We start from the raw sequence: 24,982 nt of genomic DNA, 5'->3' as shown, positions 1-24,982 counted from the left end.
GCGCTGTCCGCACGGACAGTGCCCTTTTTGTTTGCCTGAACAGCCGTTCTCACGTTCCTCGGGAAGGTCGCAGATGAAAACTCTGGTTCTGAACGCCAGCTACGAGCCGCTCGGCGTGATCGCGACGCGAAGAGCGGTCATGCTCGTTCTGGCCGGCAAAGCCTCCACCATCGCGGGCAGCGGCGCCCAGTTGCACAGCCGCTCCCTGGTGCTGGATGCGCCGAGCGTCGTGCTCCTGAACCAGTACATCCGCGTGCCGAACCGCCGCATCCCGCTCACCCGCAAGTCGGCCCTTGAGCGCTACGGCCACGTCTGCGCCTACTGCGGCAAGTTCGGCGACACGCTCGACCACGTCATCCCGCGCGCCCGCGGCGGCACCCACACCTGGGACAACGTCGTCGTCGCCTGCTTCCGCTGCAACAACGTCAAGTCGGACCGCCTCCTCAGCGACCTCGGCTGGAAGCTGCCCTTCGAGCTCAAAGAACCGCACCTCAACATGGCCAGCCTGATCAGCATGCGCTGGAGCGACCCCAACTGGGACGAGTTCACGGAGCCGTGGCGCAGGCACGAGCTGCAACTGGCCGGCTGACCCTTCGGTAGACTTGCCCCGCCAGCCTCTGTAGCTCAATGGAAGAGCAGTTCCGTCCTAAGGAAACGGTTGGGGGTTCGAGTCCCTCCAGGGGCACCTTGTGATGAGTCGCGACATGGGTGACACCTGAGTCGCGGCCTCGGCCTAGCGTCGGAGATCCGGACGCTATCGTCGGAGATCTGGACGCTATCGTCGGAGACTCGCGCGCATCCGGGCCCAGATCTCCGACACACCGCGGCCGGTCGGAGATTCGCGTCCGACTCTCCGACGCAAGGTGCGCCCCGGGTCGGAGGGAAGATGGGCGGCTGGCACTCCCTGCGTCCGAGCGCATCGTCCGCATCCATGTCACCTATCACGTCGCAGAACTATTTTCTGAGCCTGTCGATTTCGGATGCGCTCCCACGTCGTATTGCTGAGTCGACATCTGAGGTCGACCAGAATCGCAAGGAGCACATCATGTCTGCTTTCGTTTTTGCTTTCCGCAACGACCCCAATGCGAATGCCACGGAGGAAGAGGTCGCCGCCTGGGGCGCCTGGTTCCAGAATCTCGGCTCGGCAGTCACCGACATGGGCAGTCGTATCGGGGCGACCAAGCTGCTGGGAGCGTCCGCCGGAGCCAACGCGCTGTCAGGCTACGCGCTTGTCGATGCGACCGACCTGACCGCAGCGACCGCGCTGGCCGAATCGTGCCCCGGCCTCTCCTACGGGGGCAGCGTCGAAGTGGGCGAGGTGGTCGCCATGTAGGCCAGCGCTGTTGGTGCTCGATTCGCGTGCTGGTAGCGGCAGTGGCCGGTCACGGGGCACACTGATCGTAGCTGGGCGCAGACGAGTGTTGGGAGCGTTGCCGTGACTAATCGCACATACCGAGTGATCGAGATCGTGGGCACGTCGCCCGAGGGGACCGATGCGGCGATACGTAACGGGATAGAGCGTGCGTCGAAGACGATCCGCGACATCGATTGGTTCGAAGTGACCGACACCCGCGGGGAAGTGGAGGATGGCCGAGTCGCGCACTTCCAAGTCACCCTCAAGGTGGGATTCCGGCTCGAAGAGCCCTCCGACTAGCGCGCCCAGCCGGTCGAATTGCGTACGGTTGAGTGGGGCGCGATCCGCGCGGATCCGTCATCCATGAAGGGCCTTACGTGAATATCACCCTGCTCGTCCGGTTTGTCGCCGTGGCCGAGGAGCTACATTTTCCGCGTGCGGCAATCGCCCTCAACATCCCTCTCGCTTCTCTCTACTCGTCGATTTCGAAGCTGGAAGAGGAAGTGGGAACTCCCCTCTTTGTCCGCGACTCCGCGGAAACCAGGCTGACCAAGGTGGGAGTCCTCTTCCTCGCCACGGCGCGGGAGGAGATCGCTGCGGCCCCTGCCCCGGTCGAGAAGCCTGCCGTCCCGGCCGGCGGCAAAGCCAAAGCTTCGAAGGGCAAGGGGCGAGCCCCGGCCGTCAAGGGGCAGCCGAAACCATACAAGAAGCGTCAGGGACGTTAGCGCGTCATTCGTGTTCCGGCAGTAGTGGAGTCGACCAGCCGGGATCGCGACCGAGTTGCGCGGCACGAGCGACCGAGGTTGCGCCGAAGCGGTCGCGGACGGCGTCGAGCACGGTGTCGAGACGTGCTCCGTCATCCCAGTCGATCGGCAGTTCCGGTTGGAAGCTGTCGGATCGCCCCAACTGCGAGAGCGAGATGCCGAGGAGGGTGATACCTCGCTCCGTGAGGTCCGGCTGAACAGCAGCCAGGAGGCCGCGGGCCACGGTCAGCAGCACCGACGTACGGTCTGACGGGAAGCCGAGCGTGCGCGATCGAGTGGCTTTGGCGAAGTCGCCGAAGCGCAGACGCAGCACGACCGTGCGGCACGTGCGGTCCCCGTCCCGGAGCCGGCGAGCGAGCCGATCGACGATCTGGGTGAGGATGAGGTCGAGCTCCTCGGCCGTGCGTGGGCGGCTCCCGAGCGCTCGTTGGGAGCCGATGGATCCGCGTCGCTTCGTGGTGTTGACCGGTCGTGGGTCCCGCAGTCGGGCCAGCGCGTGCAGGTGCGCGCCGGTCGCCTTGCCGAGCAGCCTCTCGGCCGTGGCGGCTTCGAGCTCGGCGAGCTGACCGACGGTGCGGATGCCGAGGCGGTGCAGCTTCTCGGCCGTGACGGCGCCGACTCCCCACAGCCGCTCCACCGGGAGCGGGAGGAGGAACTCCTGTTCCCGCTCCGGTTCGACCAGGAGCAGCCCGTCGGGTTTGCTGACGGCGCTGGCAACTTTGGCGAGGAACTTGGTGCGGGCGATCCCGACAGAGATGGCAAGACCGACCTCCGCTCGAACTCGTTCCCGCAATCGGGTCGCGATCTCCTCGGGCGTGCCCGCGATGCGTCTGAGTCCGCCGACTTCGAGGAAGGCCTCGTCGATTGACAGTCCCTCCACGAGCGGGGTCGTATCGCGGAAGATCGCGAAGACGTCTTTGCTTGCGGTGGAGTACGCATCCATTCGCGGCGGAACGACCACGGCCTCCGGGCACAGGTCGCGAGCCTGCCGGCCGCCCATCGCGGTGCGAACCCCCCGCGCCTTCGCCTCGTAGCTTGCCGCCAGCACGACGCCGCCGCCGACGATGACCGGGCGGCCGCGCAGCGCGGGCGCGTCACGCTGCTCCACCGAGGCGTAGAAGGCGTCGAGATCCGCGTGCAGCACCGTCGCCTCGCCGCGCATCCGCCCTCCGATCCATCGCATGTCCGTCAGAATCGTCGCAGGGACCGCGGACATCGGCGTTGGTGCTGGCATCGATTCGTCTTGGACTCGCGCCGCAAAACGCGCGACGGATTCGGTCGGGACACAGCACAATGGGAGACCTATGGTCCCCGACGTCATCCCACCTTCCGGCGGAATCCCCGAGGCGCCGCCCCCGGATCCGTGGACGCGGGTCGATCCCGGCGTGCAGCCGTACCCATTCGCTCCGCCGTACGCGCCTGAACCGTCGTGGAACGTGCTGGCCATCGTCGGGTTCGTCGGCTCCTTCTGGGCCGGACTGATCGGGATCGTGTGTGGGCATATCGCGCTCGCCCAGATCCGACGAACGGGTGAGAAGGGGCGAGGGCTCGCGCTTGCCGGGACGATCATCGGCTACGCACAGTTTGCGTTGATCGGTCTCTGGATTGCAGTCGTCATCGTGTTCAGTGTCATTGGCGGAGTCGCACAGAGCTCGGCAGCATCGAGTGCTGACACACAGATGGCGTCGCCGACCGCCGATTGCGCAACTATCGAGAAGGCGTCCCTCACCCTTTCGAGCGCGCTCACGGACATTGCGACTTCGTCCTGGAAGGACACTCCCGCAGCCGCCAAATCGAAGGTCGTCGTCGCGTCCACTCGGTTCACCGATGAAACGCAAAGCATCTCCGACGACACTCTGGTGCAAGGCATCAATGCTGAACAGAACGACCTGGCGCTCCTCAGCTCGGCCTTGGTCGACTACGAAGCAGCAGCCCCCGGCCAGGGAGACGCGACGAAAGTCACTGCGGCGGTCACCCAGACCTCGGACGACCTCACACGGCTCACGTCCACCTGCGGTTAGCGCCTTCTCCCAGCAGGTTTCGCTGCGTTCGGCTGCACTCACAGCGACGAGGTGGACCGAACTGTCTGCGGTTGCCCCTAGTGTCACGTTACGGCGAACGACAAGCGTTCGCCGATGGACTCCGTGAGAGGCAATCGTGTCAAAACCTGGGTATCAGTACCGTGCATCCGCCGCGACCGCTCGCGGAGGTGACTCGTGAACGATTTCTGGATTGCAACCCTGTCAGCCACCGTCGCCGGCGTTGTATCCGGGCTGTTGCTGGCCCTCATCCCGCTGATACGTACCCGGTCAGGCAACAAGACGACTCCGTCGGGACCTGTCGCGCAGAATTACGACGGAAACCAGATCATCGTGCATGACGGCATTCAGGGAGCCGTCTCAATTGCCGACAACAGCATCAGGATCACCAACAACATCACGACCTCTCTTCGCGATTCGCCCAATGCTGACAAATCGCTTTCGAACGAGTCGACAGCCGCAATCGGCATCGGTTTGGCCGCCTTGGCCTGCCTTTTCGTTTTTTACCACCCCATTGCGCTCGCGCTGACCATCGGGACAGCAATGGGCGTATTAGCCAACTTTGCAATTGCCATCGTCCGAACCGCGAGAGCAGGAATGTGGTCCTCGCGCACGAGGTTGGCGGCGATCCGTGTGGTCTTCTCGTTGGCGATCGCCACGGGCGCTTGGATCGCGATCTATTCTTCGACGCAGGGCGGGTTCAACCTGCTCGCGATGCAGGCGAAGGCGGATGGATCAGCCGCGTCTGCGACGGTGTCGGGCAACATCTTCGCCCAAGTCATCGGCGTCGCTCTCAACCAGATCAAGGAGATCGTGCAGCTGTACGGGCTGCCGGGAGTCACGTTCCTGCTCACTCTCCTCGCGGGTGCCACCTTCGTTGGCGTCCTTCTCCTCTCCGCGTGGCAACTCGTATACGGCTGGAACTCGTACATTCGGCTCGAGTCGGGTGCGGCGTCGCCCAGAGTGGCGGCCAGGGCGAAGAAGTTCCGTGACGAGAACGCACGATCGATTCTCGAGCTCGCAATGATTTCAGCGATCACAATTGTCGCCTCGACCGGCCTGATGTTCTCAGGGATCCAATACCTCACAAATCAGCCCGTGTTGCCCGTCACAGTTCCCACCAACGTGTCGTCGCCAGCAAGCAACGGATAGCGGAGGGGAGAGCCAGCCGACCCCCGATTGTTTCGCTCTGTGAACGCTTCGGTGGCGGCCGTCGGATGAGTTTCGTACTCTGGCCTGCATGAACCCGTTGCTGCACCCCAGTCTTCAAGGCACACTGCTCGAGTGCCATGACGACTGTGCCGCCACGGCTGCCGGGCACGCGCTGTCGCCCATGCAGGTGCGGCTCGCTTCAGCGACACCCTCCAAGTGGGTGGATGGGGTGGTCCTGTCGGTCTCGAAGGCAGGGTGGATCGAAGTGGCTGTTCTTTCGGATGACAGCACACTGATTCTGTGGAACCACGACGGCCTCACCGACTCGCTGCAGGCCGGCGACCCTGTGGCGGTTCACTCGGTCTACGACGTGCTCGCTGTCAGCGACGCCAAGTACAACGTGCTGCCGGCGGGCTCGCTGTAGCGAGCGGTTACTTCATCGCTTTCATCGAGGTCATCATGGCCTCGCAGGCGGCTGCCATTTCCTGACAGGCCTTCGCGCACATCCGACATTGCTCGTTCATGTCCGCGTGCATGCTGCATTCGGCGGCGCACGCCGACGCCATGACCATGCACGCCTGCATCATCGCCATCATGCTGTCCATGTCCATCGCGGCCGGCCGCATCATCATGCGCATCATGGTGTTGCTCATGTCGGCGCAGTTCGCGCACATGGCCGCGCACTTGCCCATGCCTTCCATGCCCATCGAGCTGCTCGAGCACATCGTGCAGGCCTGCTCACACGCGGAGGAGGCCTCCATGAGGTTCTGCATGGCCGTCATGTCCATGCCCTTCATCATCGAGGTGTCCATCATCGTCATCATGCTCATGTCCATGCGAAACTCCCGTGATCGTCAGTGGTCCTTTTGTTACGGAATGTTACCGAGCCGGAGTGACGCAGGGTAGGGATGCGGCCCCGATCGTTCACGGGTCGGTGGCGGGTGTTTGTACGGATCCGGCGACTGCTCGTGCATAGCGGTCGGAGAGCAGTTGGAGTCTGGGGATGAGCTCCGCCGGAGTCTCGACTGTGAAATCCATCATCAGCATCCCGATGTAGGCCGCAATGGTGTCGAGGGTGTCGGCGCCGGTCAGGAGCACGCTGGTCTCCTCATCGATCGGCTCGACTATGCCGACGGTCGGGTTGATGCGTTCCAGAACCGCCCGAGCAGGCGCGGCGATCCGCAGTCGCGCGTGCACGGCCCACCCGCTGGCCGCGATGGTCCGTATCGCGAAGGCGGTGTAGTCGCCGTCGAGGAGTGGCTGTGGTTCGAACCGGCGGCGAGTGGGAATCCGCAGCGCCATCCAGTCCACCCGGAAGGTTGCCCATTCGCCGGTTTCGGGATCTCGTGCGACAAGGTGCCAGCGTCGTTGCCAACTGAGCAGGCGGTATGGCTCCACGAGCCGGGCTCGATCCTGGTAGTCGAAGCGCAGCCATTCGACATCACGGATCGCTGCGGCCACCGTTCGCAGGACGGCAGGGTCGACCTCGGGGTCGGGGGCGTCGGTGTCGATGTTCTCCGGTCCGCGGTCGATGCTCGTGCTGAGCGCGTCGACTATCGGTCTTAGTCGTGAGGGCAGCACCTGCTCGATCTTGCTGCGGGCGCGGGCTCCAGATTCTTCGATTCCGGCCACGCCTGCGGCGACCTTCAGCCCGATGGCCACGGCGACCGCCTCCTCGTCATCCAGTAGGAGAGGCGGGAGTCGTCCGCCAGAGCCGAGCCGATACCCGCCGACCGGCCCACGTGTCGCGTCAACGGGATAGCCGAGATCGCGGAGACGCTCGACGTCGGCTCGCACCGTGCGCGTACTCACGCCGAGCCGCTGGGCGAGTTCGGAGCCGGAGCGCCCCGTGCCGGTCTGCAGGAGGGCGAGAAGGGCGAGCAGTCGGGATGCGGGACTGGTCATCCGTCCTCCGGCGAGATCAGTATTAGGAACATATTCATCCTAATCACTCCCTAACGTTGAGCACATGGAAACCACAACTGCCTTGGCGATTCGCCCATTCACCGTCTCCATCAGCGACACCGAGCTCTCCGATCTGCAGGAACGCCTCGCCCGCACCCGTCTCCCGCAGCCGGCACCGACCGACGACTGGAAGACCGGGACCCCGAACTCCTACCTCCGCGAGGCACTCGACGCCTGGCGGAGGTTCGACTGGCGTGCGGCCGAGGATCGCATCAACGCCTTCCCGCAGTTCGTCGCAGAGGTCGACGGTCAGGACATCCACTTCATCCACGTCCGGTCTGCTAGCCCCGGCGCGACGCCACTGCTGCTCGCCCACACCTATCCCGGGTCCGCGATCGACTACCTCGAGATGATCGACCTTCTCGTCGACCCGGTCGCTCACGGCGGGCGAGCCGAGGACGCGTTCGACGTGGTCATTCCGGACGCCCCCGGTTACGGCTTCTCGCAGCCCGTCGTGGAAGAGGGGTGGAATGTCGGCCGGGTCGCCGCAGCGTATGACACCCTGATGCGCGGGCTCGGCTACGACAGCTATGGGATCCACGGCTCCGACAACGGTGCCATGGTCGCCCGGGAGATCGGACTGCTCAACCCGGAAGGGTTTCTCGGCCTCCACGTACTGCAGCTGTTCTCGTTCCCTTCTGGCGACCCCTCCGAATTCGAACGACTTGAACTCTCCGATTACGCCGGCCTGGAGCACATGAAGTGGTTCCAGTCGGTCGGTGGTTACAACACGATGAACACCTCACGACCGCAGACCATCGCCGCCGGAATCAGCGACTCTCCGATCGGGCTTCTGGCATACAGCGAGCTGTTCAACAGCTTCGGCAACGGCACGTCGCTCGTGTCCCTGGAAAAGATTCTCCTCGAGGTCAGCGTGAATTGGTTCGCGAACGCGGCTAGCGGGATGAGCCGCAGTTACTACGACAACGCGCACGCACAAAACGAGCAGCGAATCAACCACGCCCCGACGGGGGTCGCGGTATTCAAAGACGACTTCCAAACCATCCGAACCTTCGCCGAACGCGACAATGACAACATCGTGCACTGGAACCGCTTCGACGAAGGCGGACACTTCGCCGCCCTCGAGCGACCGGAAGTCCTCGCGGTCGACATCCGCGCCTTCTACCGCGCCCGCCGCCAGGCCTGAGGGCTTCTGCCGCGGGGGCTGCAGCCTGGTGGCTGGCCCCCGCGACGGCTCAGCTCAGTACCACCAGCTGGTGAACCGGGCGAACGCCTTCGAGAACGCCCACGGCGTCTGGACCACTCCCGAGCAGTTGTTCGCGCCCTTCACTCCGGGGCACGAACCGTTGTCGCGCTGCAGCGCCCAGAAGCTCAGTTCGTTGATGTGCTTCGCGGCCGCCCACTCGACCAGCGGGGACGCCTGGGCAATCGTGAAGGTCTCCTGGGGTCCGAAGTCGTCGATGCCGTTCATCTGGATGATGCCCACCTTGTGCCAGAGGGTCGCGTCCGAGGCGTTCGGAGCGATTGTCGCCCGCAGCTGCCCGACCAGGCCCGCGGCTGCGGTTTGCGCGTCAGCAAGCATGTCGTGGGTGGCGCCGTCCCAGTAGTCGAAGGTCATGATGTTGACCTCGTCGATCGGCGCGCCGTACTTCGCGGCCGACTGCAGGAGGGCGACACCGGTGGCTCCCAGACCCTGCGGGGTGGAGGGGAGTGTGTAGGCGATCGAAAGCGGACGGTGCTGCGCGGCTGCCCACGCCTTCACCTCGACGATCGCCTGGTTGCGGCGGTCGATGCCCGCCAGGTTGCTGAGCGAATCGGCTTCGATGTCGAAGTCGAGGCGCTGCACTTTGTAGGTCGTGATGACGTTCTCGTAGGCCAGAGCGATCTTGTGGACGTCGGTGCAGCTGTCGGCGATCTCGGTGTTCGTGGTGTCCGCGGAGTATCCGCCGAAGGACGGGACCACGTCGCCGCCGCGCAGCCGGATGCGATCGATCGCGTCGCCGAAAGTGTTCGCGGCGACCGGCGTCGCCGTGTTACCCGCCCAGTACACGGTGCAGGATCCGGCAACCTCGGTCTGCAGGAACGCGAGGGACAGCACCTTGGAACCCGACTCCTTGGAGAGGTCCGCGAGATCGCTCACCGAAGTGACGTCGACGTAGGGAGCCGAGAAGTGCGGCGGCAGGGGGAGGGCCGGAAGGATGAACGGCGAGTGGGATCCGGCAACCGAGCTGGAGCCGGCGGATGCTCCCGCCGGCACGGACCCGGGCACGGCGGCCGCTGCAGCCGGCAGCGCGGCGGTCGCGACGCAGAGCGCTGCCCCCAGCATCCCAGCCGCGAGTGTGTAGATGGCACGTTTCATGGACGACTCCCTCGTTGACGTCGAGCACGACGGCCCCTCCGCGCACCCGTGAGCGAAATGATTGTTAGTTAGTAAGGCAAACTAACAAACGGGAATCTAGCAGCAGTCGTGTCACCACACAAGAGGGAGGCGTCCCCGGTCCTCACCCTCGCGGCACCTGGACTGGGGAGTCCCCGGAGCGGGACCTGGCGGTCCGCTGTGTGCCAAGCTGTCCACCGCGCCTCACACGGATGCGCGGACTGGGGGACAGAATGACCGACGCGACCGATGACCGTACTGACACCGGAATCGACGCGGTCGAACAGCTCGCCCCGTCGTCTCCGACCCGGCCCTTCAGCCAGCCGGAACGGGTCGGGCGCGGTCTGGCGCTGGCGCTGGTCATCATTCCCGCCGGTGTCATCGCGTGGACGATCCTCTGGAATGTCGGCTTCATTGCGTCCATCGTGTCGTGGGGAGTCGCTGTCGGGGCCGTGTGGTTGTATCGGGTCGGATCCCGGGCGCGCGTCACACGCGGAGCGTTCTGGGGCATCGTCGCGATCGTCGCCGTCACCGTGGTCCTGAGCTTCTTGGCGGGGATCTTCACGGACATCGTGGGCGTCGCTTCGATCCCGTTCGGCGAGGCGCTGACCAGCCCGGACTTCTGGCAGGTCTACGCGGACAACGTCTTCGGCAACGCCGACATGTGGCAGGCCTACCTTCCGCAGGTGCTTTTCGCCCTGCTTTTCGCCGTCCTCGGCTGCTTCATGACCTTCCGACGGCTGTCCCGGGAGTCCCGCGCTTAGCTCAGACCAGAACTACCTGCGCGGGTCGGACGAGAAACGCCGACCCGCACCATGCATCCCCTCGCGCAGAGCGGTGTACCGTGGCCCGCATCCGGCCGTTATCGACCGACTTCCGGTGGCCCAGCGGGCTTCCCGGGAGGACCGCTGGTGTGGTGAGGGGACGCTGATGTCATCGCCTGAAGTTCCGACGCGGGGGCCGGCGCGCCCTCTTCCCTACGTGATCTCCGGCATCCTGCTGGTGATCGCGATCGTTCTGCCCCTGATGGTGCCGATCTACGCGCGCAGCGAGCCGGCGCTGGGCGGCATCCCCTTCTTCTACTGGTACCAGATGCTCTGGGTGCTGATCGATTCGGCGCTGCTGTGGATCTGCTACGCGCTCATCGTCCGTGAGGACCGGCGTCGCCGGGCCGCGGTCCGGCGACCGGAGGTGGACGAATGACCGCCGTAGCGGCCGGGCCCACACACCCGGTGGACGGCGTCGCGCTGACCGTCGTCATCATCATCTTCGTGATCGTCGCGATCATGGGGTTCGTCGCCGCACGCTGGCGGATCACGCCGGAGGAGCGGGGGATGAAGACCCTCGACCAGTGGGGATTGGGCGGTCGCGGTTTCGGGAGCTGGATCACCTGGTTCCTGCTCGGCGGCGACCTCTACACGGCGTACACGTTCATCGCCGTGCCCGCCGCGATGTGGAGCACCGGCGCGGTCAGCGGCTTCTTCGCCGTCCCCTACACCGTGGTGCTGTATCCCATCGTCTTCCTGCTGATGGCGCGACTGTGGTCGGTGTCGCACCGCCACGGCTACGTGACGCCGGCGGACTTCGTCGGCGGACGCTACGGAAGCAAGACGCTCTCGACCGCCATCGCCGTGACCGGGATCGTCGCCACGATGCCCTACATCGCCCTCCAGCTGGTCGGCATCAAGGCGGTGCTGACCGTCCTGGGTCTCGGCAGCGGCGCGAACGCGTTCACGCAGGACCTGCCGCTGATCATCGCCTTCGTCGTCCTCGCCGCCTACACCTACACAGCGGGACTGCGCGCGCCGGCGGCGATCGCGGTGGTCAAAGACCTCCTCATCTACATCGCGGTCATCGTCGCGATCATCTGGCTGCCCGCCCAGTTCGGAGGCTGGGAGGGGATCTTCAAGGCCACCGAGGCGAAGATGTCCTCGATCAACCCGGCGACCAACCTCCCGGTCGGTTCCGTGATCCCGGGCGCAGCATCCTTCAACGCCTATTGGACGCTGGCGCTCGGCTCCGCGATGGCGCTGTTCATGTACCCGCACTCGGTGACCGGCGTGCTGTCGACGAAGAGCCGCAACACCATCCGCCGCAACGCCGTGGTGCTGCCCATCTACTCGCTGATGCTCGGCTTCCTCGCGCTGCTCGGGTACGTGGCGATCAAGGCCGGCACGAAGCCGATCGGACTCGACGGGGTCGTCAACCCGCAGCTGGTGGTTCCGCAGCTGTTCCTCGACAACTTCCCGTCCTGGTTCGCTGGTGTCGCACTCGCCGCGATCGCCGTCGGCGCGCTGGTGCCGGCCGCGATCATGTCCATCGCAGCCTCCAACCTCTTCACCCGCAACATCTACCGCGACCTCTTCAAGCCGAACGCGACACCGGCGCAGGAGGCGAAGGTGTCGAAGTTCGTCTCGCTGGTAGTGAAGTTCGGCGCGCTGCTGTTCGTGATCCTGATGGACCAGTCGGCCGCGATCAACATGCAGCTGCTCGGCGGCGTGTGGATACTGCAGACGTTCCCCGCGATCGTCGCGGGACTCTACACGCGGTGGTTCCACCGCTGGGCGCTGCTCGCCGGCTGGGCGGTCGGCATCCTCTACGGGACGATCGCCGCGTACAACGTGGTCAACCCGGTGACGCACGCACACTTCGGCGGGTCGATCGCACCCATCCCGTTCACGGATGTTCCGGTGTACATCGCGGTCACGGCCTTCGTCATGAACGCGATCGTCTCGGTCGTGCTGACCCTGGTCTTCCGGGCGCTTCATGTTCCGGACGGGCGCGACCGCACCACCCACGCCGACTACGGCGCGGACGAGGGCGACCCGAAGGTGGTGGAGGTGCTCGAGCCGTACGAGGCGACGGTGGATCGGTGAGGTCGGTGCCGCTGGGTAGGTTCAGAAAATCCCGGAGGCGCCCGGTCGGAGTCGGAACGCGAACCCGAAGACGAGTGGCGCGACGATTCGGCCGGCTATCGACAGCGTAATGAGCGGTACTAAATCGAGGCCCTGGGCGAGCGGGAGAAGCAGGATGCAGATCACTCCCGCGATGGCCGCAACGCCAGCCGTGCGGAGCCAGAGGCGGCGCGGCATCAGGGTGCGCAAGAGTCGGAGCGGTCGCCATCTCTGCGCGGTCGCAAGACGACCCGCAGAAGCCAATAGCAGGATCCCGACATAGCTGGGTGAGAGAACCGCGCCCACCACCAAGAGCCCGATCACGATCACCGTCGAATACTGCTCCACGGCCCGCGGGGTGAGGTCGCGGTATGCGCGGTAACCGAAGATGCCGAGCACCACCGCCGCTACGGCAAGTAAGCCAGCACCGATCATCGCGAAGACAGGCGTTCCTCGTGACCAGGCATTGACCGCGATGAATACCTCGAGGACAACGCCCAAGAGAACGGCGACCGGGGGAGCCAGCCAATCGGAGATCCGGATGGGCGCGCCGGCCGGGATGACCCACTCGGGTTCGGCCGTCGCCTCCTCTTCCATATACGCACAGTAGTGGCCGAAGGAATGGCGCCCGCGCGTCCGGTCGAATTCAGGCCTTGCTGATAGCGGGGAGCCCTAGTCTCGTGCTGACCGGCAGGGCCGGCCCCGCCCGAACCTCGGAGAGATGACCATGACCAAGGCTGACGTCACCGCTGTCGCCGTGAAGCACCCCGTCCCGCACCTTCGCCCGCGCATCCTGCTGAAGAACGCCGACCGGAGCGCCCTGCATCCGACCGTGCTGGCGGAGGCTGAGCACCGCGCTGCCAGCGTTCAGCTGCGCGTCGCCGACGCAATCACATCCTTCGCGGGCTCGATGTGGTTCGTCTACCTGCACATCGTCCTGTTCGGGGTGTGGATGCTGGTCTTCGAGAACTCGCCGTGGCCGACGCTGACGCTGATCGTCTCGCTGGAGGCGATCTTCCTGTCGACGTTCGTGATGATCGGACAGAACCGGCAGGCCGTCTTCCAGCAGGCGAAAGCCGACCACGACTACCAGGAGCAGGGCTCGCTGCTGAAGGAGAACACGGAACTGACCCGGCTGATCCACTCGCTCACGGAGGAGATCCACGCTCGGGTGCTCGCCGATGTGCAGGCGAAGCAGGTGGCTGCCGCCGGGGAGACGACGGGAGTGTGAGACGGGAGCGCCTACAGCTGCGCTCCTGGATGTTCGTCACACCGAAAATGAAAATGCCAAGCCTCACGACGACGAGACAGATCGCCTCTCTGGCGCGGCGCCGTCGGCACGGGTGAACGTGTAGGCCTCCTCGGCGAGCGACTCCCAGAGGCCGGGCGACGGGTCCGTCACCACAAGCCATTGCCGCATCGGGCTCTTCTTGCCCGCGCGGAACGGCTCCCCGGTGGACGCGGCGATGAGCTCTTGCACGCGCTCAGCGCGCAGCTTCACGACGAAGCGGTCTCCGCTGGAGACCATGCAGAACACGGAGCCGTTCACCCGGAGGGCGTCCGAACCGAACCGGCGCGGGCCTCCCGCGGTGGGTGGTGTGACTCCGGGACGCCCGACGAAAGCGGTCACGATGTCATCGAATCGGTCGTGCGTGGTCACCATGGTTCACGGTAGCGCGGGTGGCGGCTCGCGGGAGGGGTCGAAGGCGGCGGGCGGTTCGGGTTCCGCCCGCCGCCGGTCCGGTCAGCCGAGCGTGATCGTCTGCCCCTTGGAGAACGCGTTGTCGCTCACCTGGATGCTTGCCGCCTTCGTCCCGGCGGGGACATCGAAGAGGATGGCGCCCTGGATCGCATTGCCGGGGTTGATCGCGGCGACCCAGGCGCTCGCGTCCGGGCTGACGTACAGGGTTGCTGTCGGGTCGGCGTCGAAAGTCTTGCCGGATGCGTCGACGAGTTTCACGTAGTTGACGATGAAGGTCGCTGCGCTGTTGCCGGTGTTCGCGATCTTCAGGTCGACCTGGATGAAGGTGCCCTGAGCGGTTTTCGAGAGCGGTGACGTGCCGACGGTGTTGCCGACGTCCTTCGCGTCAAGTGCGGTGTACTCGAAGGACCCCGCCTTGACCGGCGTGTTCAGCCCGGGCGCGGACGGAGCCGCAGCAGGGGCCGCCGGGGCCGCGGACGACGAGTTGCTGCTGGTCCCGCCTGCGGCGGGCGTTCCGGCGCTGCAGCCGGTGAGAGCGAGCGCGCCTGCGATGGCGGTTGCGGCGGTGACGACGGTGATGCGACGGAACATGATGCCTCCTGGTGAGTTCGCGGGGCCGGTTTCGGCTTCCACCAGCAGACCGTGAGAGGCGGGGCGGGCGGCACCTCGGTTCGGTCCGACGTGAGTGCACGAAAGGAGGGGTACGCGTCCCTCCGAAAGGCGGTACAGGCCGCTCACGTCACGCCCCTACGATCGGAGCATGACGGTCCCCCCTCCCACGCCGAGCGTTCGGACGCCGGCAGATCCTGCAGCACCTTCGCGTGCTCGGCGGGCCTGGGCGCTTGTGGGGTCGATCAGCCTGGCGGTCGTCTGCTCGCTTCTCGCTATCTCCGCGGGAGGCATCCATGGCGCGGGGACGACCACGTTCCCGGCTCCCGTGCAGCTGCTCGCGACAACCGGGACCTTCGCGATGATCGGCGTCTCGGTGATGCTGGTGTGGAGGCACAAGTACCCGCTCCTGGTGTCGGTTCTGGCGATCAGCGGGACGATCGTCTTCCCGACATCCCCGATGACCGTCCTCGTCAGTGTCGCTGCGGTGACCGCGGCGACGTCAGGCTGGCGCCGCTGGGCTCTCGTGGTGGGCACGTATGTCGGGGTCGTTGTGGCTTTCTCGTGGGATGTTGCGACGCACGCGTCCCTGCTCGCCGGCTTCGTGGGCGACCCCGCCGAGGGCACGCCCGCGCGCCTGGCACTGTTCTGGGTGGTGCCCATCCTCGCCGCGGTGGCCGTGGTCCCGTTCGCGGCCTTCGGGTTCGCCCAGCGGCTGCGGGCCGAGAGGGACGCGGCCACGCGGGGGACAGCGGCAGCCAACCGCAACGTTGCCGTACTCCACCAGCAGGTCGAGCGGGAACGCGAGCGGCAGGAGCTCGCGCGCGAGTTGCACGACACGCTCGCCGCCAAGCTGAGTTCGCTGTCCCTTCACGCCGGCGCCTTGGAGCTGACCGTCGGAGGATCGGACGAGAAGGCGGCCGCAGCGGCGCGCGCGGTGCGAGAGACGGCTCAGACCTCGCTCGACGAATTGCGAAACGTCGTTCACGTGCTGCGGCATCCGGCCGCGACGCCGGGCGGCACGGGTCTGGCAGAGATCCCAAGCCTGATCGATGACGCGCTTCGGGATGGCCTCGATGTGCGCGCGCAACTGCTCGTCGAAGACATGTCGTCCTGCGACCCGCAGGTCGCCCACGCCTGCTACCGGATCGTTCAGGAGTCGCTCTCGAACGCACGCAGGCATGCGCCCGGCTCTCCCGTCCGCCTCGAGGTGCGCGGCGGCCCGGGCGCGGGGATTACGGTCTCATCATCCAACTGGATTTCGTCCGGAACCTCGCCGACGTCGGTCGGCGGTGGCCATGGGCTCGGCGGAATGAGCGAGCGAGTGGCGCTGGTCGGAGGTTCCTTCCGGGCGGGTGCGACCGCGGATGGCACCTTTGCGGTAGTCGCGTGGATGCCGTGGTCACCGGCACGCCCGTGAGCTTGGGTGGCGCGTCCTCGGCTGGATAGAATCCGTTCGTGACCGACCGCCGCATCCGTGTGCTCGTCGTCGACGACGACCCGATGGCGGCAGCTGGGATCACCGCCGTCCTCGGTGCCTCGCACGACATCGAGGTCGTCGCTCGGTGCTCCGACGGCGACGAGGTCGCCGCCGCGATTACGGTGCACCGCCCGGACGTCGTGCTGTGCGACGTGCGGATGCCACGGATGGATGGAGTGGCGGTCGTCCAGTCGCTCGCTGAGGCCTCACCGCGATTCCTGATGATGACCGCGTTCGACGAAGACGGTCGCGTTCTCGACGCGGTCAGTGCCGGAGCGTCCGGATTCATGCTCAAGGACGAGGACCCGCAGCGGATCATCGACGCGGTCCGGCAGGTCGCGGCCGGCGACGCGGCTTTCTCGCCGCGTGCGGCGCGTCAGCTTTCGATGTGGGTGCGGGACTCGCGTGGTGCAGACGCACGCCGCGAGGCCGTCGCGAAGATGGGTCAGCTCACGCCGCGAGAGCGCGAGTTCGCGGTAGCCCTCACCAATGGTGCGTCGGATGCCGAGTTGGCTCAAGCCTTCTTCGTCGCGGAGACGACGGTCAAGTCGACACTCGCGGCCATTCGTACCAAGTGGGGCGTGCGGACGCGCACCGAGCTCGCCGTCGTGGTTGCCCGCTCCGGCGCCTGACCGCTAACGGAGCGTCACAGTCGCTCCATCGCCTCCCCACCAACCGGTCATCAGTTTCACACGATCGAGCGATGCGCCCGACGGGACGTCGAAGAATACGGTGCAGTTGACGCTGAGCCCCGGGTTGACCGTCGTGGAGTAGAAGTCGTCGCCGAACGTGCCCAGGTTCGTTTCCGCCTGGTAGCGGCCGTTCCCGATATACCCATATACGTCCGTCGTCGTTAGAACCTGCGGTCCGGTGCTTCCGTTGGCCACGACGAAGTCGACCTTGCAGAACTGGCCCTTCGGAGCGACATCGCCGAACACGTTGTCCTGAGCGCCGAGGCCGCACTGAGCGCCAGTGACGGTGAACGACACACCAGCACGGTTGGTGACGGCCTGGCCGATCCCCGGAGTCTGGGGCGAAGCGGGCACTGTCGGTGTGCTCGTGCTCGGGGGCGTGGGGCTTGCCGGCGTCGCACTCGCGGACGGCGTAGATGACGCGACTGTGGGGACGTTCGCCTGCGACTCGGGGTTGTCAGCGAGTGCGCCGAACGATCCAAGTCCCATGACGAGGGAGATCATCCACCCGACTCCCACGACGATGATCGCGGAAGTGGATTGCCCTCTGCCGGGCCGGCGCTGCACGAGAACACGGATGGCGAGGATGAGCGCTGGAACGAACAGCAGCCAGGCGAACCACGCGGCGAAGGGGATCACCCCGAGGACGAAGCCGAGGATCGCGAGGACCAGACCGAGAACGGCCTGCGTGGAGTCCCCGGATCGACGACTCGGGGTGTGGTCCGCGGGGGCGGAGTTCGGGGTGGCGGGAGTCAGAGTCGGGGCACGGTTGACAGTCCACGAGGAACCATCCCAATACCGTTGCTGTCCGGGATACTCGGGGTCCGGGTACCACCCGGCGGGAGCGTTAGTCACGATTGTTTCGAGGCCGGGTCCCGACCGGAATTCTCCGGCCGGGACCCAGTGTCGCTTTACTTGCCGTCGGTTCCGGTCGCAAAACAGCTGACCGTCGCGAACTGGCCGGACGACGTCTGCTCGGATACGACCTTGCCGCCCACGGTGACCTTGCAGGCGAGATCTCCGCCATCAGCGCCCGCGGTCGCGACGACGCTGAAGCTGCTGAAGTCGAACGTGCCGCCCTTCTTGACGGTGATCGACTTTGTCCACGGCAGCGGCTGGTCCGAAGCGGTCTCGGACTTCGAGCCACCGTCGGAGTACGTCGAGTACACGATGTTGGTGGCGGTGCTCGTGCCGGTCACGTCGTAGACAACGTCGACGGGCTGGGTTGCCGCAACATCCTGCTTCTTGATCTCCGTGTTCACCGCGGACGCGAAGGCTGCGGTGTAGACGATGGCGAGAACGATCGAGAGGATGATCGCGACTCCCGAAAGAATCGTGCCCGTGAGCGCGACGCCCTTCTTCTTGTTCTTCTGGAGCAGGCCGATGATGCCGAGGATGAGTCCGATCAGGCCGAGGAACCACGCACCGTAGTTGAGGAACGGGATGAACGCTCCGATCAGCGCGAGGATTCCGAGGATCAACGCTGCGACGCCGAGACCATTACCGGTCTGGGCGGGTGCGGGGGGCGCGTACTGCTGTTCGGGTGCGGGCGGCGGAGGAAGGGTGCTCATTCTCAAAGGTCCTTTGCTGTGTGGGAAGCGCAGTGGAGGCCTCAGCCCCCAAGCCTTTACAGACTTTCAGAGTTGAGACATCCTCTTCCAACCCCAGAGTGGGGGTGAGTGTTCGCTGAGAGAAGCGTGTCGGCATCCTTTGCCCCAAAGGTGGGGTCGTGTGGGTCTTCTCAGGTTCGGTACGGTCGGGTCTGAGTAGCGAGAGGCACCCGAATGAGCACTCCACCCGGCTGGTTCCCCAATCCGCAGAACAGCGACGAGGAAGTCTATTGGGACGGTGACAAGTGGACCGGCGACGCGCGCCCGGTCTATGGCGTCGTCCCGCAGGAGCGGTCCGAGGTATCCGGAGACGAAGCGCCCGCTGAAACGGAAGATGCCCCGTCGGAGGTTGCCGACCCTGCCGAGGGCGTCGAGGCCTCAGGCGTCACGGACGTGCCCGAGGGAACCGCCAGGAAAAAGCGATCTGTCCTCTGGATGAGTCTTGCCGTTGTCGTAGCCCTGCTGGTCGCCGGTGGGGTGACAGCGGCAGTTGTCGCGAACAACGTTCACATGCAAGAGGTGGCGCAGGAGAAAGCCGCTGCGAAGAAAAAGGCCGACGATCGAGCCGCTGCGGCGGCAGAGGCAGCCCGGGCGGCCAAAGTTGCCGCGGCCGCCAAGCAAGCGGCCGACGATGCCAAGCGAGCGCAGCGAGTTCAGACGATCACGACCGTCGAGGCTGCCATCAAGAAGATGGCTGAGGACGACATCGCCAAGGGCTTATTGACCGGTCCCGTACTCGGCGTGAGTTGCAACCCCGTGTCCGGTTCCGCCGACGACCTGACGGACACGACCACCACATTCGATTGCTTCGTTGGCAACAAAGACAACGGTGACGGCACACAGTCTGGATACTTCTTCAACGCGACCATCAACTGGACCTCGGGCGAGTACACGTACGGGTTGGGGAAGTCGGGCGGCTGATTGCCCTATCGCCTCTATCGTGCCTGCAACTGGGTGAGTCAAGATCGGGTCGTCGCGGCCAATCTGAATCACCGAGCTGCGGTGGGCACAGCACTACGCCCTGCTCAACCGTGAGGAGATGATGGACCGGGTCGTCCGACAGTTCAGCGAGTGGATGGGCGCCAGTGTCACCGAGGTGGAGCGGATCAACTGCCACCGTAACTTCACCCAGAAGGAGACGCACTGGGGGAAGAGCGTGTGGCTGGACGAAGCGGTCGCCGCTGGAGACCATGCAGAACACGGAGCCGTTCACGCGGAGGGTGTCGGAACCGAACCGGCGCGGGCCGCCCGCGGTGGGCGGTGTGACTCCGGGGCGGCCGACAAAGGCGGTCACGATGTCATCGAATCGGTCGTGGGTGGTCACCATGGTTCACGGTAGCGCGGGGTGCGCGCGGCGCAGACAGCCTCTCATCTGGCACCGGATACCACAGTGTCGTAGCCTGCGCTACGGACACGGTGCTGCGTCCTTTCGTTCGCGTGCGAGTCAAGGTTGCTCGCTCCTGCATCAGCATTCCGCCGGCTCACGTTGAATTCGCTATCGCGCGCGAAGAACGCGGGCCGAAGATCCACGCGGGCGGAGAGTGCCTGCGTGTATTCGCTCCTTCCCCTCTTCGTTTCCTCGCCCCTTCTTTATTGGCTTCCTTCATACTTTTTCTGAAGCGGGAGCCGATGAACGCGTTCGATCCTAATGCGGTCGCGATCGTGATCCAGGGTCACAAGGTGGGCTACTACAACGCGCAGAAGGCTCGTCGACTCGCGAAGGTGCTCGACGAAGGCCAGGTGTTGGATGCGATCATTGTGTCTGTCGAGCCGCTCAAAGTTGTCGCCGCCAAGCCAGAAATCATGCGACACCTGAATGGCGGGGTTCGTCTTCGCTAACTCGGCCGCACGCCGGCGCGAGCTAGATATCGTCTGGCGCCGTCTTGTCGATACTCAGGTGATTGACGGCGGACTGAATACGTCCCTCTTGGGCGCGAATATCTACCTCGATCTCCGCGAGACGGAGCTCGTCCCCATAAGACTCCGCCACCGAACGCCAGTATCTCAGTTTCTGTAGCTGGGCAGTCGCATCGACGATCTGGTCTTTCCAACCTCGACGCCGTTGTTCGCGGGCCACCTTGCGCTCTCGGGCAAGTCGGCGAGCGGAAGCGGTGATGCGTACAGCTCCCCAGATCAGCAGCACCACGCCGAGTACGACGAAGAAGAGACCGACTTGCGGCCAGTATTGAAACCCGCTGATTAGCGCCACGGGTGCTCCAAAAAGCAGGGTCGCCCCAACTCCGAAGAAGGCCAGGCCGAATGCGGCTCGTGAAATACCTTGCACAACTAAAATGCTATCCGTCTGACTCCATGAGTCCGAACCACGATTGTCGGGGAGTGTGTCCTTGCGAAGCTCAATTGAAGCAAGCCGCAGGTCCTCTGAGATCAGCCGCTCGAAGGCTGCGCCCTTGAGATCAGCGGAAGCCAGAGCTGGTCTAGCCCGCAGGCGTCGCCAGACGAAGCGCCACACCTATCTTGCGGACCGCTACTCCGGGATCTTCGTGCTCCCAAATCCTGATCACGGTCCAGCCGGCGGCTTCCAGCTCGACGTTCGTTTCTCTGTCGCGGTCGATATTTCTCTGGAGCTTCGGCGCCCAGTAAGCATTGTTCTGGACAGGCAACGTCGCGTGCTGAGGACAGCCGTGCCAGAAACAACCGTCCACGAATATCGCCACGCGTTTTCGAGTGAACACGATGTCTGCCCGCCGCCGATTACCCATCGGCGAGTAGTCAACGCGATAGCGGAGCCCCAACTTGTGCAGCTCCCGCCGAATCGCGAGCTCAGGAGCGGTGTCGCGTCCGCGATTTGATCGCATTGAACGCTGCACCGACGGAGACGAGGCCCAGGAGACCGCCGGATTAGGCCGAGGCAACTCAGCCGACCGCGTTGTCAAGTGCAGCGTCTCTGCGCACAATCCGGAGCATGGTCCAATTATCCGCTCACTGGTTCCCGCGGGTCGCCACAACTAGACGATGAGACTGTGTTCGGGGCCAAACTATTTGTCGCGGCGCGAGCACGCCAGAGAAGTCAAAATGCGAGCTCAAGATCGAGTTCGCGCACGTCCTTTGACGCCCCCTCGTCCAAAGACGGGCGGATCTGCTTTGCAATCGCGCGAGCAAGCCCGGAAGGTACGGCGTTGCCTATTTGCCTGGCTATTTGAATTTTGGTCCCGACCCACCGGTAGTTGGGCGGAAAGTCCTGAATCAGGGACGCTTCCAAATGCGTGATCACGCGGTCAACCGATTTAGCGGGGTTTCCGCGGTGCTTACCGAACTCTTCGGCCCACTCGCCACGCTCCCATTGAGGGTGAAGGTATTGGCCCTTCTCGGGCTTGAAGAATTCTGTCCGGATGGTGACTGCAGGCAAGTCCCAGCGGAGGCGCCCCATGACGTCCGTGGTGCCGGTGGGCTTGTTCGCCCAGCAATTCGGTAGGAGCTTCGTGGGCAGGTCGAAGCGGCCGCCCCCAGGCGGAACGAAGCTGTACCTGTCCAAGCTCTTTGGTGTGGGTGTCCTTCGGATGTGCAGGTCCAGACCTGTGAACACGCCCGGCATTAATTCCCCAAAGAACTGGCTGCTGCCCTCCGGCAGCTCTGTCGAGGCGGGCTGGGCAGGAAGGCCGGCAATGACATCGCGCAGAGTTCTCCACCGCTTCAGGCTTTCATCTTGCGGTTGACGATCGTGCGTGGGGCTCGGCAGCTCGATGGCGCCGATCCTGGAGCCGATGATAATCGTTCGCTTCCGGCGTTGGGCTACTCCGTAGTCGGCAGCGTTGAGCACTCCGAATCGCAGCTCGTACTCTTGGAGTGCTCCATGGTCAGCTTCGGCCAACAGCATCTGGAACTCTGGCGACTTCGAGAATCGGTCCACGTTTTCAATGACAAAGACCTTGGGGTGCGCTCTTGCGACAAACCGCATGTACTCGCGCCAAAGCTGATTGCGCGGGTCGTCCAGGTTTTTGAGGCCAAGGTTCGAGAATCCCTGGCATGGCGGTCCGCCGATGATGATGTCTGCCTCGGGAATGTCCTCGTCCGCGACCTGCGCGATGTCTCCAGCGATTACGTGACCTTCACCGAAGTTGGCGGCGTATGTTGCCGCGGCCGCTTTGTCCCATTCGACTGCCATGATCGGTTCGAAGCCCTCCGCCGCGAATCCAACGGTCATACCGCCGCAGCCAGCGAACAGATCAATCATGGTGGGAGAGCTCATGGCTTCATCGTACGTGGGACCTCCGACAGAACGCGTAGGCGCGCAACCTCCATCGTCCCACTAGTAATGGACTTCGCCGGTGATCGGTCAGCTGCGCTGGGTAGCCCGCCGAAGTCGGCAGCCCGAGAGAACGCCCATTCACCAGCGCGCGATGGTCTCGGCAAGGTCCGAGTACGGCCTGACTCTTCCCAGATCGACTACCTCATCCCACGCGCGCTTCTGGTCCTTCGTCAGCGTTCCGGCCTTGGCCAGCCGAGTAATGGCCATCTGCATCGCGTCAAACGCGATGTGATAGGTAGCGTCCACCTCCCCGGTGCCCCGCGCAATAGAAGCGAGTCGAGTTGGCAGCGGCTCAGCGGTGACGGTCATCAAGTGCGGCAGCCGTTCACGTCGGTGCCGGATCAGTTGGTTGTACTCGTGCCTGATGTTCTGGACCCGGTCGCTACGGATCGTCCACTTGCACGACACGACTGCATGAAGAAACGGGAGTCGTTTGTTGCCGACGCCCGGCAATGCCACGACGACGTCCGGCTTGATCAGGTAGTCCGTGCCCAGGGTTGTACGGAGTTCGGGACTGCGCTTCGCTATGTCGTCTACTCGCTTCAAATGTTCGTACTGCAGGAAATTCGTGACGTCGCCCGGCTTTTCCAGTACCTCGAACGACCGGGTGGGGGCGGCGTGAGCGAGGTCGAGCTTCAGCGTCCGAGCGACCGCGAGTTCCAACGGGCGTCCAGTAGTCGCATTCACAACGCCCGACTGGGTGTTGCGATCTATACCGAGCTGATCGAGAGTCGCTGCTGCGATCTCCCTTGACATTTCGCTGCTGGAGTCCGCGGCATTGGGCACCAGGCCAGACTTACCCTTCTTCCATCCCAGCAGTGAGTCGGCAAAGGGAGCGTTGCTCATAGCCCGTCCAGTTCCGGCGCTTGCGGTCGGCGCCGAGACCAAACCTAGACGGCGCCAAACCCGAAGATGGGGAAGACACGCACCACGAAGGGCCCCCCAAAACGAGGTATAGCGAATATATCTCTTGCGCAAAGGCCAATGAGCAAATATAGTCGCTATATGAGCACAAATTATCCGGACGCTGGCTCCCGTATAGTGAAGATTCCGCTCCCTGTCGCCCTCATTCGAGACATGGACGAGAAGATCAATGCTGGCCTCGGGGGCTTTCGTACGCGAGCGGAACTCGTTCAGGAAGCGGTGGAAAACCTCCTCAACGAGCTCGTGCATCCGGCAGCGCCCGATTCCCTCGCGGAACCGGTCCGTTCCGAGCCGCTACCTCCTTCCCGCCTCGCGGAGGATCTTCTCGCGGGCTTGCCGGAGTGGGAGCGAGAAGAGGTGGAGGTTCGGGACCTCGCTGGCACTGCGTTGTTCGCGCCGTCCCGGGCGCCGGTCATCTCAGGCGACGGCGTTGTATCGCGACCTGAAGGGCCATTGCTCGGCTTCCACAATCGCGATTACGTGTCCATCTGGGCTCTGCACCGTCTTGCGAGGTATACGCAAGACGGACCGATTCCTTTCGATGAATACCTGCGCCGCGCTACTCGAGCCGCGTGGCTATTCGGCGCCGGCCTTCAGCGTGCACCCCTTACGGACGGCTTTTCAAAGCTGACCATTCTCTTTCCGACCAACGTGAATAAGCAGCCGTCCGCGGAAAGAGGTTTTCAGGCCTTCGCGATCGGTTCTATCGGCGCACCTCAGCAAGACAACACGATTTCGACCAGCGGGCCCCTCTTCGCCTGGCAAGCGCTCGACATTCGACGAGGTGCTGACCAGGCCACATCGCTTACTCAGCGCGGCTGGGACCTGGTCAAGGGCCTGTCGGGGATAAACCTCAGCCTTCCTCACTCGGAAGATCTGATGGTGACATTTCTCACCTATCTCGAGACTTGGGCTCCCGGCGACATGTGGGGATTCAGACAGATCCTAAGTGTGGCTGCGGAGGCGCCGGACAGGGAGCAGGTCGTTGCGACTTTCGCGGCCGCCAACCCGTCCTGGTCGCGCACCACCGCGAGTTCGATCGCGCAGGGGTACATCGCTCGCGCCCGCGAGTGGGGACTGATCGAGCCAAAACTCGTCGACGGTCGGTACTGGCTGACCGCTCGAGGGCGGAGCCAGAAGGAAAGAACCAGCAACGAAGCGACGTCGATCTTCAACGAAAGCGAGCAGTAAG

At 64.6% G+C, this 24,982-nt stretch carries 30 protein-coding genes, 1 tRNA gene and 1 pseudogene; 19 read left to right on the top strand and 13 right to left on the bottom strand.

Translation table 11 applies throughout. From position 1 onward, the window contains the following. The first annotated feature begins 73 nt into the window (after nucleotides 1–73). From AB4079_RS05890 to AB4079_RS05870, 5 genes are all read left to right on the top strand, one after another. Complete coding sequence (locus AB4079_RS05890; RefSeq protein WP_441786361.1) at nucleotides 74–589, top strand: HNH endonuclease; 516 nt, start codon at nucleotides 74–76, stop codon at nucleotides 587–589. A 24-nt stretch (nucleotides 590–613) separates the two neighbouring features. Then, a tRNA-Arg gene (locus AB4079_RS05885) sits at nucleotides 614–685 on the top strand. A 360-nt stretch (nucleotides 686–1,045) separates the two neighbouring features. After that, a complete protein-coding gene (locus AB4079_RS05880) occupies nucleotides 1,046–1,333 on the top strand; it encodes a hypothetical protein (RefSeq protein WP_441786360.1) in 288 nt (95 codons plus the stop codon). A 102-nt stretch (nucleotides 1,334–1,435) separates the two neighbouring features. After that, the gene (locus AB4079_RS05875) at nucleotides 1,436–1,654 is read left to right on the top strand and encodes a dodecin (RefSeq protein ID WP_441786359.1); all 219 of its coding nucleotides are present in this window, start codon (nucleotides 1,436–1,438) and stop codon (nucleotides 1,652–1,654) included. Nucleotides 1,655–1,731: 77 nt separating this feature from the next. Then, a complete protein-coding gene (locus tag AB4079_RS05870; protein WP_441786358.1) occupies nucleotides 1,732–2,079 on the top strand; it encodes a LysR family transcriptional regulator in 348 nt (115 codons plus the stop codon). Between the two features lie 4 nt (nucleotides 2,080–2,083). On the opposite strand, the gene dinB is transcribed toward AB4079_RS05870, so the two are convergent. Then, nucleotides 2,084–3,280 (bottom strand): DNA polymerase IV, encoded by a 1,197-nt coding sequence (gene dinB / locus AB4079_RS05865; RefSeq protein WP_441786600.1) that lies wholly within the window; start codon nucleotides 3,278–3,280, stop codon nucleotides 2,084–2,086. 142 nt (nucleotides 3,281–3,422) lie between these two features. Here dinB and AB4079_RS05860 point away from each other — a divergent pair, with 142 nt between their 5' ends. The 3 genes from AB4079_RS05860 to AB4079_RS05850 all read left to right on the top strand — a co-directional run bounded on the left by AB4079_RS05860 (nucleotide 3,423) and on the right by AB4079_RS05850 (nucleotide 5,733). Next, nucleotides 3,423–4,139 carry a DUF4190 domain-containing protein gene (locus AB4079_RS05860; protein WP_441786357.1) on the top strand — a complete coding sequence of 239 codons (717 nt, stop codon included), beginning with the start codon at nucleotides 3,423–3,425 and terminating at the stop codon, nucleotides 4,137–4,139. A 195-nt stretch (nucleotides 4,140–4,334) separates the two neighbouring features. After that, a complete protein-coding gene (locus tag AB4079_RS05855; RefSeq protein WP_441786356.1) occupies nucleotides 4,335–5,309 on the top strand; it encodes a hypothetical protein in 975 nt (324 codons plus the stop codon). Between the two features lie 88 nt (nucleotides 5,310–5,397). Beyond that, nucleotides 5,398–5,733 (top strand): hypothetical protein, encoded by a 336-nt coding sequence (locus AB4079_RS05850; protein WP_441786355.1) that lies wholly within the window; start codon nucleotides 5,398–5,400, stop codon nucleotides 5,731–5,733. 7 nt (nucleotides 5,734–5,740) lie between these two features. Here AB4079_RS05850 and AB4079_RS05845 read toward each other — a convergent pair whose 3' ends face one another. Beyond that, complete coding sequence (locus AB4079_RS05845) at nucleotides 5,741–6,145, bottom strand: aldehyde dehydrogenase (protein WP_441786354.1); 405 nt, start codon at nucleotides 6,143–6,145, stop codon at nucleotides 5,741–5,743. 88 nt (nucleotides 6,146–6,233) lie between these two features. Further along, entirely contained in the window at nucleotides 6,234–7,214 is a 981-nt protein-coding gene (locus AB4079_RS05840) for a helix-turn-helix transcriptional regulator (protein ID WP_441786353.1), read from the bottom strand. Nucleotides 7,215–7,278: 64 nt separating this feature from the next. Here AB4079_RS05840 and AB4079_RS05835 point away from each other — a divergent pair, with 64 nt between their 5' ends. Then, a complete protein-coding gene (locus AB4079_RS05835; RefSeq protein ID WP_441786352.1) occupies nucleotides 7,279–8,421 on the top strand; it encodes an epoxide hydrolase family protein in 1,143 nt (380 codons plus the stop codon). A 54-nt stretch (nucleotides 8,422–8,475) separates the two neighbouring features. Here AB4079_RS05835 and AB4079_RS05830 read toward each other — a convergent pair whose 3' ends face one another. After that, a complete protein-coding gene (locus AB4079_RS05830; protein WP_441786351.1) occupies nucleotides 8,476–9,594 on the bottom strand; it encodes a chitinase in 1,119 nt (372 codons plus the stop codon). 251 nt (nucleotides 9,595–9,845) lie between these two features. On the opposite strand from AB4079_RS05830, the gene AB4079_RS05825 reads away from it, so the two are divergent. The 3 genes from AB4079_RS05825 to mctP all read left to right on the top strand — a co-directional run bounded on the left by AB4079_RS05825 (nucleotide 9,846) and on the right by mctP (nucleotide 12,488). Beyond that, entirely contained in the window at nucleotides 9,846–10,376 is a 531-nt protein-coding gene (locus AB4079_RS05825; protein WP_441786350.1) for a hypothetical protein, read from the top strand. A 166-nt stretch (nucleotides 10,377–10,542) separates the two neighbouring features. Then, the gene (locus AB4079_RS05820) at nucleotides 10,543–10,815 is read left to right on the top strand and encodes a DUF3311 domain-containing protein (RefSeq protein WP_441786349.1); all 273 of its coding nucleotides are present in this window, start codon (nucleotides 10,543–10,545) and stop codon (nucleotides 10,813–10,815) included. Beyond that, nucleotides 10,812–12,488: a monocarboxylate uptake permease MctP gene (mctP, locus tag AB4079_RS05815; protein ID WP_441786348.1), complete on the top strand. Its 1,677-nt coding sequence runs from the start codon at nucleotides 10,812–10,814 to the stop codon at nucleotides 12,486–12,488. The genes AB4079_RS05820 and mctP overlap by 4 nt, the downstream gene beginning before the upstream one ends. Before the next feature lie 21 nt (nucleotides 12,489–12,509). Here the strand turns inward: mctP and AB4079_RS05810 are convergent, their stop codons facing one another. Continuing rightward, nucleotides 12,510–13,103, bottom strand: coding sequence for a hypothetical protein (locus AB4079_RS05810; RefSeq protein ID WP_441786347.1), 594 nt, complete (start codon nucleotides 13,101–13,103; stop codon nucleotides 12,510–12,512). A 124-nt stretch (nucleotides 13,104–13,227) separates the two neighbouring features. On the opposite strand from AB4079_RS05810, the gene AB4079_RS05805 reads away from it, so the two are divergent. Further along, entirely contained in the window at nucleotides 13,228–13,737 is a 510-nt protein-coding gene (locus tag AB4079_RS05805) for a DUF1003 domain-containing protein (protein ID WP_441786346.1), read from the top strand. Between the two features lie 63 nt (nucleotides 13,738–13,800). On the opposite strand, the gene AB4079_RS05800 is transcribed toward AB4079_RS05805, so the two are convergent. After that, a complete protein-coding gene (locus AB4079_RS05800) occupies nucleotides 13,801–14,169 on the bottom strand; it encodes a hypothetical protein (protein WP_441786345.1) in 369 nt (122 codons plus the stop codon). Nucleotides 14,170–14,250: 81 nt separating this feature from the next. Then, the gene (locus AB4079_RS05795) at nucleotides 14,251–14,799 is read right to left on the bottom strand and encodes a DUF4352 domain-containing protein (RefSeq protein ID WP_441786344.1); all 549 of its coding nucleotides are present in this window, start codon (nucleotides 14,797–14,799) and stop codon (nucleotides 14,251–14,253) included. Nucleotides 14,800–14,968: 169 nt separating this feature from the next. On the opposite strand from AB4079_RS05795, the gene AB4079_RS05790 reads away from it, so the two are divergent. Beyond that, nucleotides 14,969–16,237 (top strand): sensor histidine kinase, encoded by a 1,269-nt coding sequence (locus AB4079_RS05790; RefSeq protein ID WP_441786343.1) that lies wholly within the window; start codon nucleotides 14,969–14,971, stop codon nucleotides 16,235–16,237. A 38-nt stretch (nucleotides 16,238–16,275) separates the two neighbouring features. After that, complete coding sequence (locus AB4079_RS05785; protein ID WP_441786342.1) at nucleotides 16,276–16,929, top strand: response regulator transcription factor; 654 nt, start codon at nucleotides 16,276–16,278, stop codon at nucleotides 16,927–16,929. A gap of 3 nt (nucleotides 16,930–16,932) precedes the next feature. Here AB4079_RS05785 and AB4079_RS05780 read toward each other — a convergent pair whose 3' ends face one another. Then, on the bottom strand, nucleotides 16,933–17,844 hold the full coding sequence (locus AB4079_RS05780; RefSeq protein WP_441786341.1) for a DUF2510 domain-containing protein: 912 nt from the start codon (nucleotides 17,842–17,844) through the stop codon (nucleotides 16,933–16,935). Nucleotides 17,845–17,900: 56 nt separating this feature from the next. Further along, nucleotides 17,901–18,560, bottom strand: coding sequence for an MmpS family transport accessory protein (locus AB4079_RS05775; protein WP_441786340.1), 660 nt, complete (start codon nucleotides 18,558–18,560; stop codon nucleotides 17,901–17,903). Between the two features lie 213 nt (nucleotides 18,561–18,773). Between AB4079_RS05775 and AB4079_RS05770 the strand changes: the two genes are divergently transcribed. The 3 genes and pseudogenes from AB4079_RS05770 to AB4079_RS05760 all read left to right on the top strand — a co-directional run bounded on the left by AB4079_RS05770 (nucleotide 18,774) and on the right by AB4079_RS05760 (nucleotide 20,438). Next, entirely contained in the window at nucleotides 18,774–19,520 is a 747-nt protein-coding gene (locus AB4079_RS05770) for a hypothetical protein (protein ID WP_441786339.1), read from the top strand. 67 nt (nucleotides 19,521–19,587) lie between these two features. Next, nucleotides 19,588–19,764: pseudogene (locus AB4079_RS05765) on the top strand (RtcB family protein); the annotation flags it as partial. A 251-nt stretch (nucleotides 19,765–20,015) separates the two neighbouring features. Next, nucleotides 20,016–20,438, top strand: a complete 423-nt coding sequence (locus AB4079_RS05760; protein WP_441786338.1) for an HIRAN domain-containing protein — start codon at nucleotides 20,016–20,018, stop codon at nucleotides 20,436–20,438. Nucleotides 20,439–20,460: 22 nt separating this feature from the next. Here AB4079_RS05760 and AB4079_RS05755 read toward each other — a convergent pair whose 3' ends face one another. The 4 genes from AB4079_RS05755 to AB4079_RS05740 form a co-directional block, all read right to left on the bottom strand. Then, nucleotides 20,461–21,069: a hypothetical protein gene (locus AB4079_RS05755; protein ID WP_441786337.1), complete on the bottom strand. Its 609-nt coding sequence runs from the start codon at nucleotides 21,067–21,069 to the stop codon at nucleotides 20,461–20,463. After that, complete coding sequence (locus tag AB4079_RS05750) at nucleotides 21,035–21,427, bottom strand: very short patch repair endonuclease (RefSeq protein ID WP_441786336.1); 393 nt, start codon at nucleotides 21,425–21,427, stop codon at nucleotides 21,035–21,037. Before AB4079_RS05750 ends, AB4079_RS05755 begins: the two co-directional genes overlap by 35 nt. A 200-nt stretch (nucleotides 21,428–21,627) precedes the next feature. Beyond that, nucleotides 21,628–22,806, bottom strand: coding sequence for a DNA cytosine methyltransferase (locus AB4079_RS05745; RefSeq protein ID WP_441786335.1), 1,179 nt, complete (start codon nucleotides 22,804–22,806; stop codon nucleotides 21,628–21,630). 138 nt (nucleotides 22,807–22,944) lie between these two features. After that, nucleotides 22,945–23,712 carry an NgoMIV family type II restriction endonuclease gene (locus tag AB4079_RS05740; RefSeq protein WP_441786334.1) on the bottom strand — a complete coding sequence of 256 codons (768 nt, stop codon included), beginning with the start codon at nucleotides 23,710–23,712 and terminating at the stop codon, nucleotides 22,945–22,947. 159 nt (nucleotides 23,713–23,871) lie between these two features. Here AB4079_RS05740 and AB4079_RS05735 point away from each other — a divergent pair, with 159 nt between their 5' ends. Beyond that, a complete protein-coding gene (locus tag AB4079_RS05735) occupies nucleotides 23,872–24,981 on the top strand; it encodes a ribbon-helix-helix domain-containing protein (RefSeq protein ID WP_441786333.1) in 1,110 nt (369 codons plus the stop codon). Nucleotide 24,982 lies beyond the last annotated feature (1 nt).

The sequence above is a fragment of the Leifsonia sp. 2MCAF36 genome, assembly GCF_052115525.1.
GTDB lineage: Bacteria > Actinomycetota > Actinomycetes > Actinomycetales > Microbacteriaceae > Leifsonia.
Note: the sequence above shows the minus strand (reverse complement) of the source record. Positions and strands in the feature narration are given on the sequence as shown.

Coding starts and splice junctions, on each gene's coding strand:
- AB4079_RS05830 (WP_441786351.1), bottom strand. CDS start 9,594: ATGAAACGTGCCATCTACACACTCGCGGCTGGGATGCTGGGGGCAGCG.
- AB4079_RS05890 (WP_441786361.1), top strand. CDS start 74: ATGAAAACTCTGGTTCTGAACGCCAGCTACGAGCCGCTCGGCGTGATC.
- AB4079_RS05805 (WP_441786346.1), top strand. CDS start 13,228: ATGACCATGACCAAGGCTGACGTCACCGCTGTCGCCGTGAAGCACCCC.
- AB4079_RS05770 (WP_441786339.1), top strand. CDS start 18,774: ATGAGCACTCCACCCGGCTGGTTCCCCAATCCGCAGAACAGCGACGAG.
- dinB (WP_441786600.1), bottom strand. CDS start 3,280: ATGCGCGGCGAGGCGACGGTGCTGCACGCGGATCTCGACGCCTTCTAC.
- AB4079_RS05740 (WP_441786334.1), bottom strand. CDS start 23,712: ATGAGCAACGCTCCCTTTGCCGACTCACTGCTGGGATGGAAGAAGGGT.
- AB4079_RS05840 (WP_441786353.1), bottom strand. CDS start 7,214: ATGACCAGTCCCGCATCCCGACTGCTCGCCCTTCTCGCCCTCCTGCAG.
- AB4079_RS05810 (WP_441786347.1), bottom strand. CDS start 13,103: ATGGAAGAGGAGGCGACGGCCGAACCCGAGTGGGTCATCCCGGCCGGC.
- AB4079_RS05790 (WP_441786343.1), top strand. CDS start 14,969: ATGACGGTCCCCCCTCCCACGCCGAGCGTTCGGACGCCGGCAGATCCT.
- AB4079_RS05845 (WP_441786354.1), bottom strand. CDS start 6,145: ATGGACATGAGCATGATGACGATGATGGACACCTCGATGATGAAGGGC.
- AB4079_RS05880 (WP_441786360.1), top strand. CDS start 1,046: ATGTCTGCTTTCGTTTTTGCTTTCCGCAACGACCCCAATGCGAATGCC.
- AB4079_RS05745 (WP_441786335.1), bottom strand. CDS start 22,806: ATGAGCTCTCCCACCATGATTGATCTGTTCGCTGGCTGCGGCGGTATG.
- mctP (WP_441786348.1), top strand. CDS start 10,812: ATGACCGCCGTAGCGGCCGGGCCCACACACCCGGTGGACGGCGTCGCG.
- AB4079_RS05795 (WP_441786344.1), bottom strand. CDS start 14,799: ATGTTCCGTCGCATCACCGTCGTCACCGCCGCAACCGCCATCGCAGGC.
- AB4079_RS05860 (WP_441786357.1), top strand. CDS start 3,423: ATGGTCCCCGACGTCATCCCACCTTCCGGCGGAATCCCCGAGGCGCCG.
- AB4079_RS05775 (WP_441786340.1), bottom strand. CDS start 18,560: ATGAGCACCCTTCCTCCGCCGCCCGCACCCGAACAGCAGTACGCGCCC.
- AB4079_RS05820 (WP_441786349.1), top strand. CDS start 10,543: ATGTCATCGCCTGAAGTTCCGACGCGGGGGCCGGCGCGCCCTCTTCCC.
- AB4079_RS05735 (WP_441786333.1), top strand. CDS start 23,872: ATGAGCACAAATTATCCGGACGCTGGCTCCCGTATAGTGAAGATTCCG.
- AB4079_RS05800 (WP_441786345.1), bottom strand. CDS start 14,169: ATGGTGACCACGCACGACCGATTCGATGACATCGTGACCGCTTTCGTC.
- AB4079_RS05825 (WP_441786350.1), top strand. CDS start 9,846: ATGACCGACGCGACCGATGACCGTACTGACACCGGAATCGACGCGGTC.
- AB4079_RS05850 (WP_441786355.1), top strand. CDS start 5,398: ATGAACCCGTTGCTGCACCCCAGTCTTCAAGGCACACTGCTCGAGTGC.
- AB4079_RS05835 (WP_441786352.1), top strand. CDS start 7,279: ATGGAAACCACAACTGCCTTGGCGATTCGCCCATTCACCGTCTCCATC.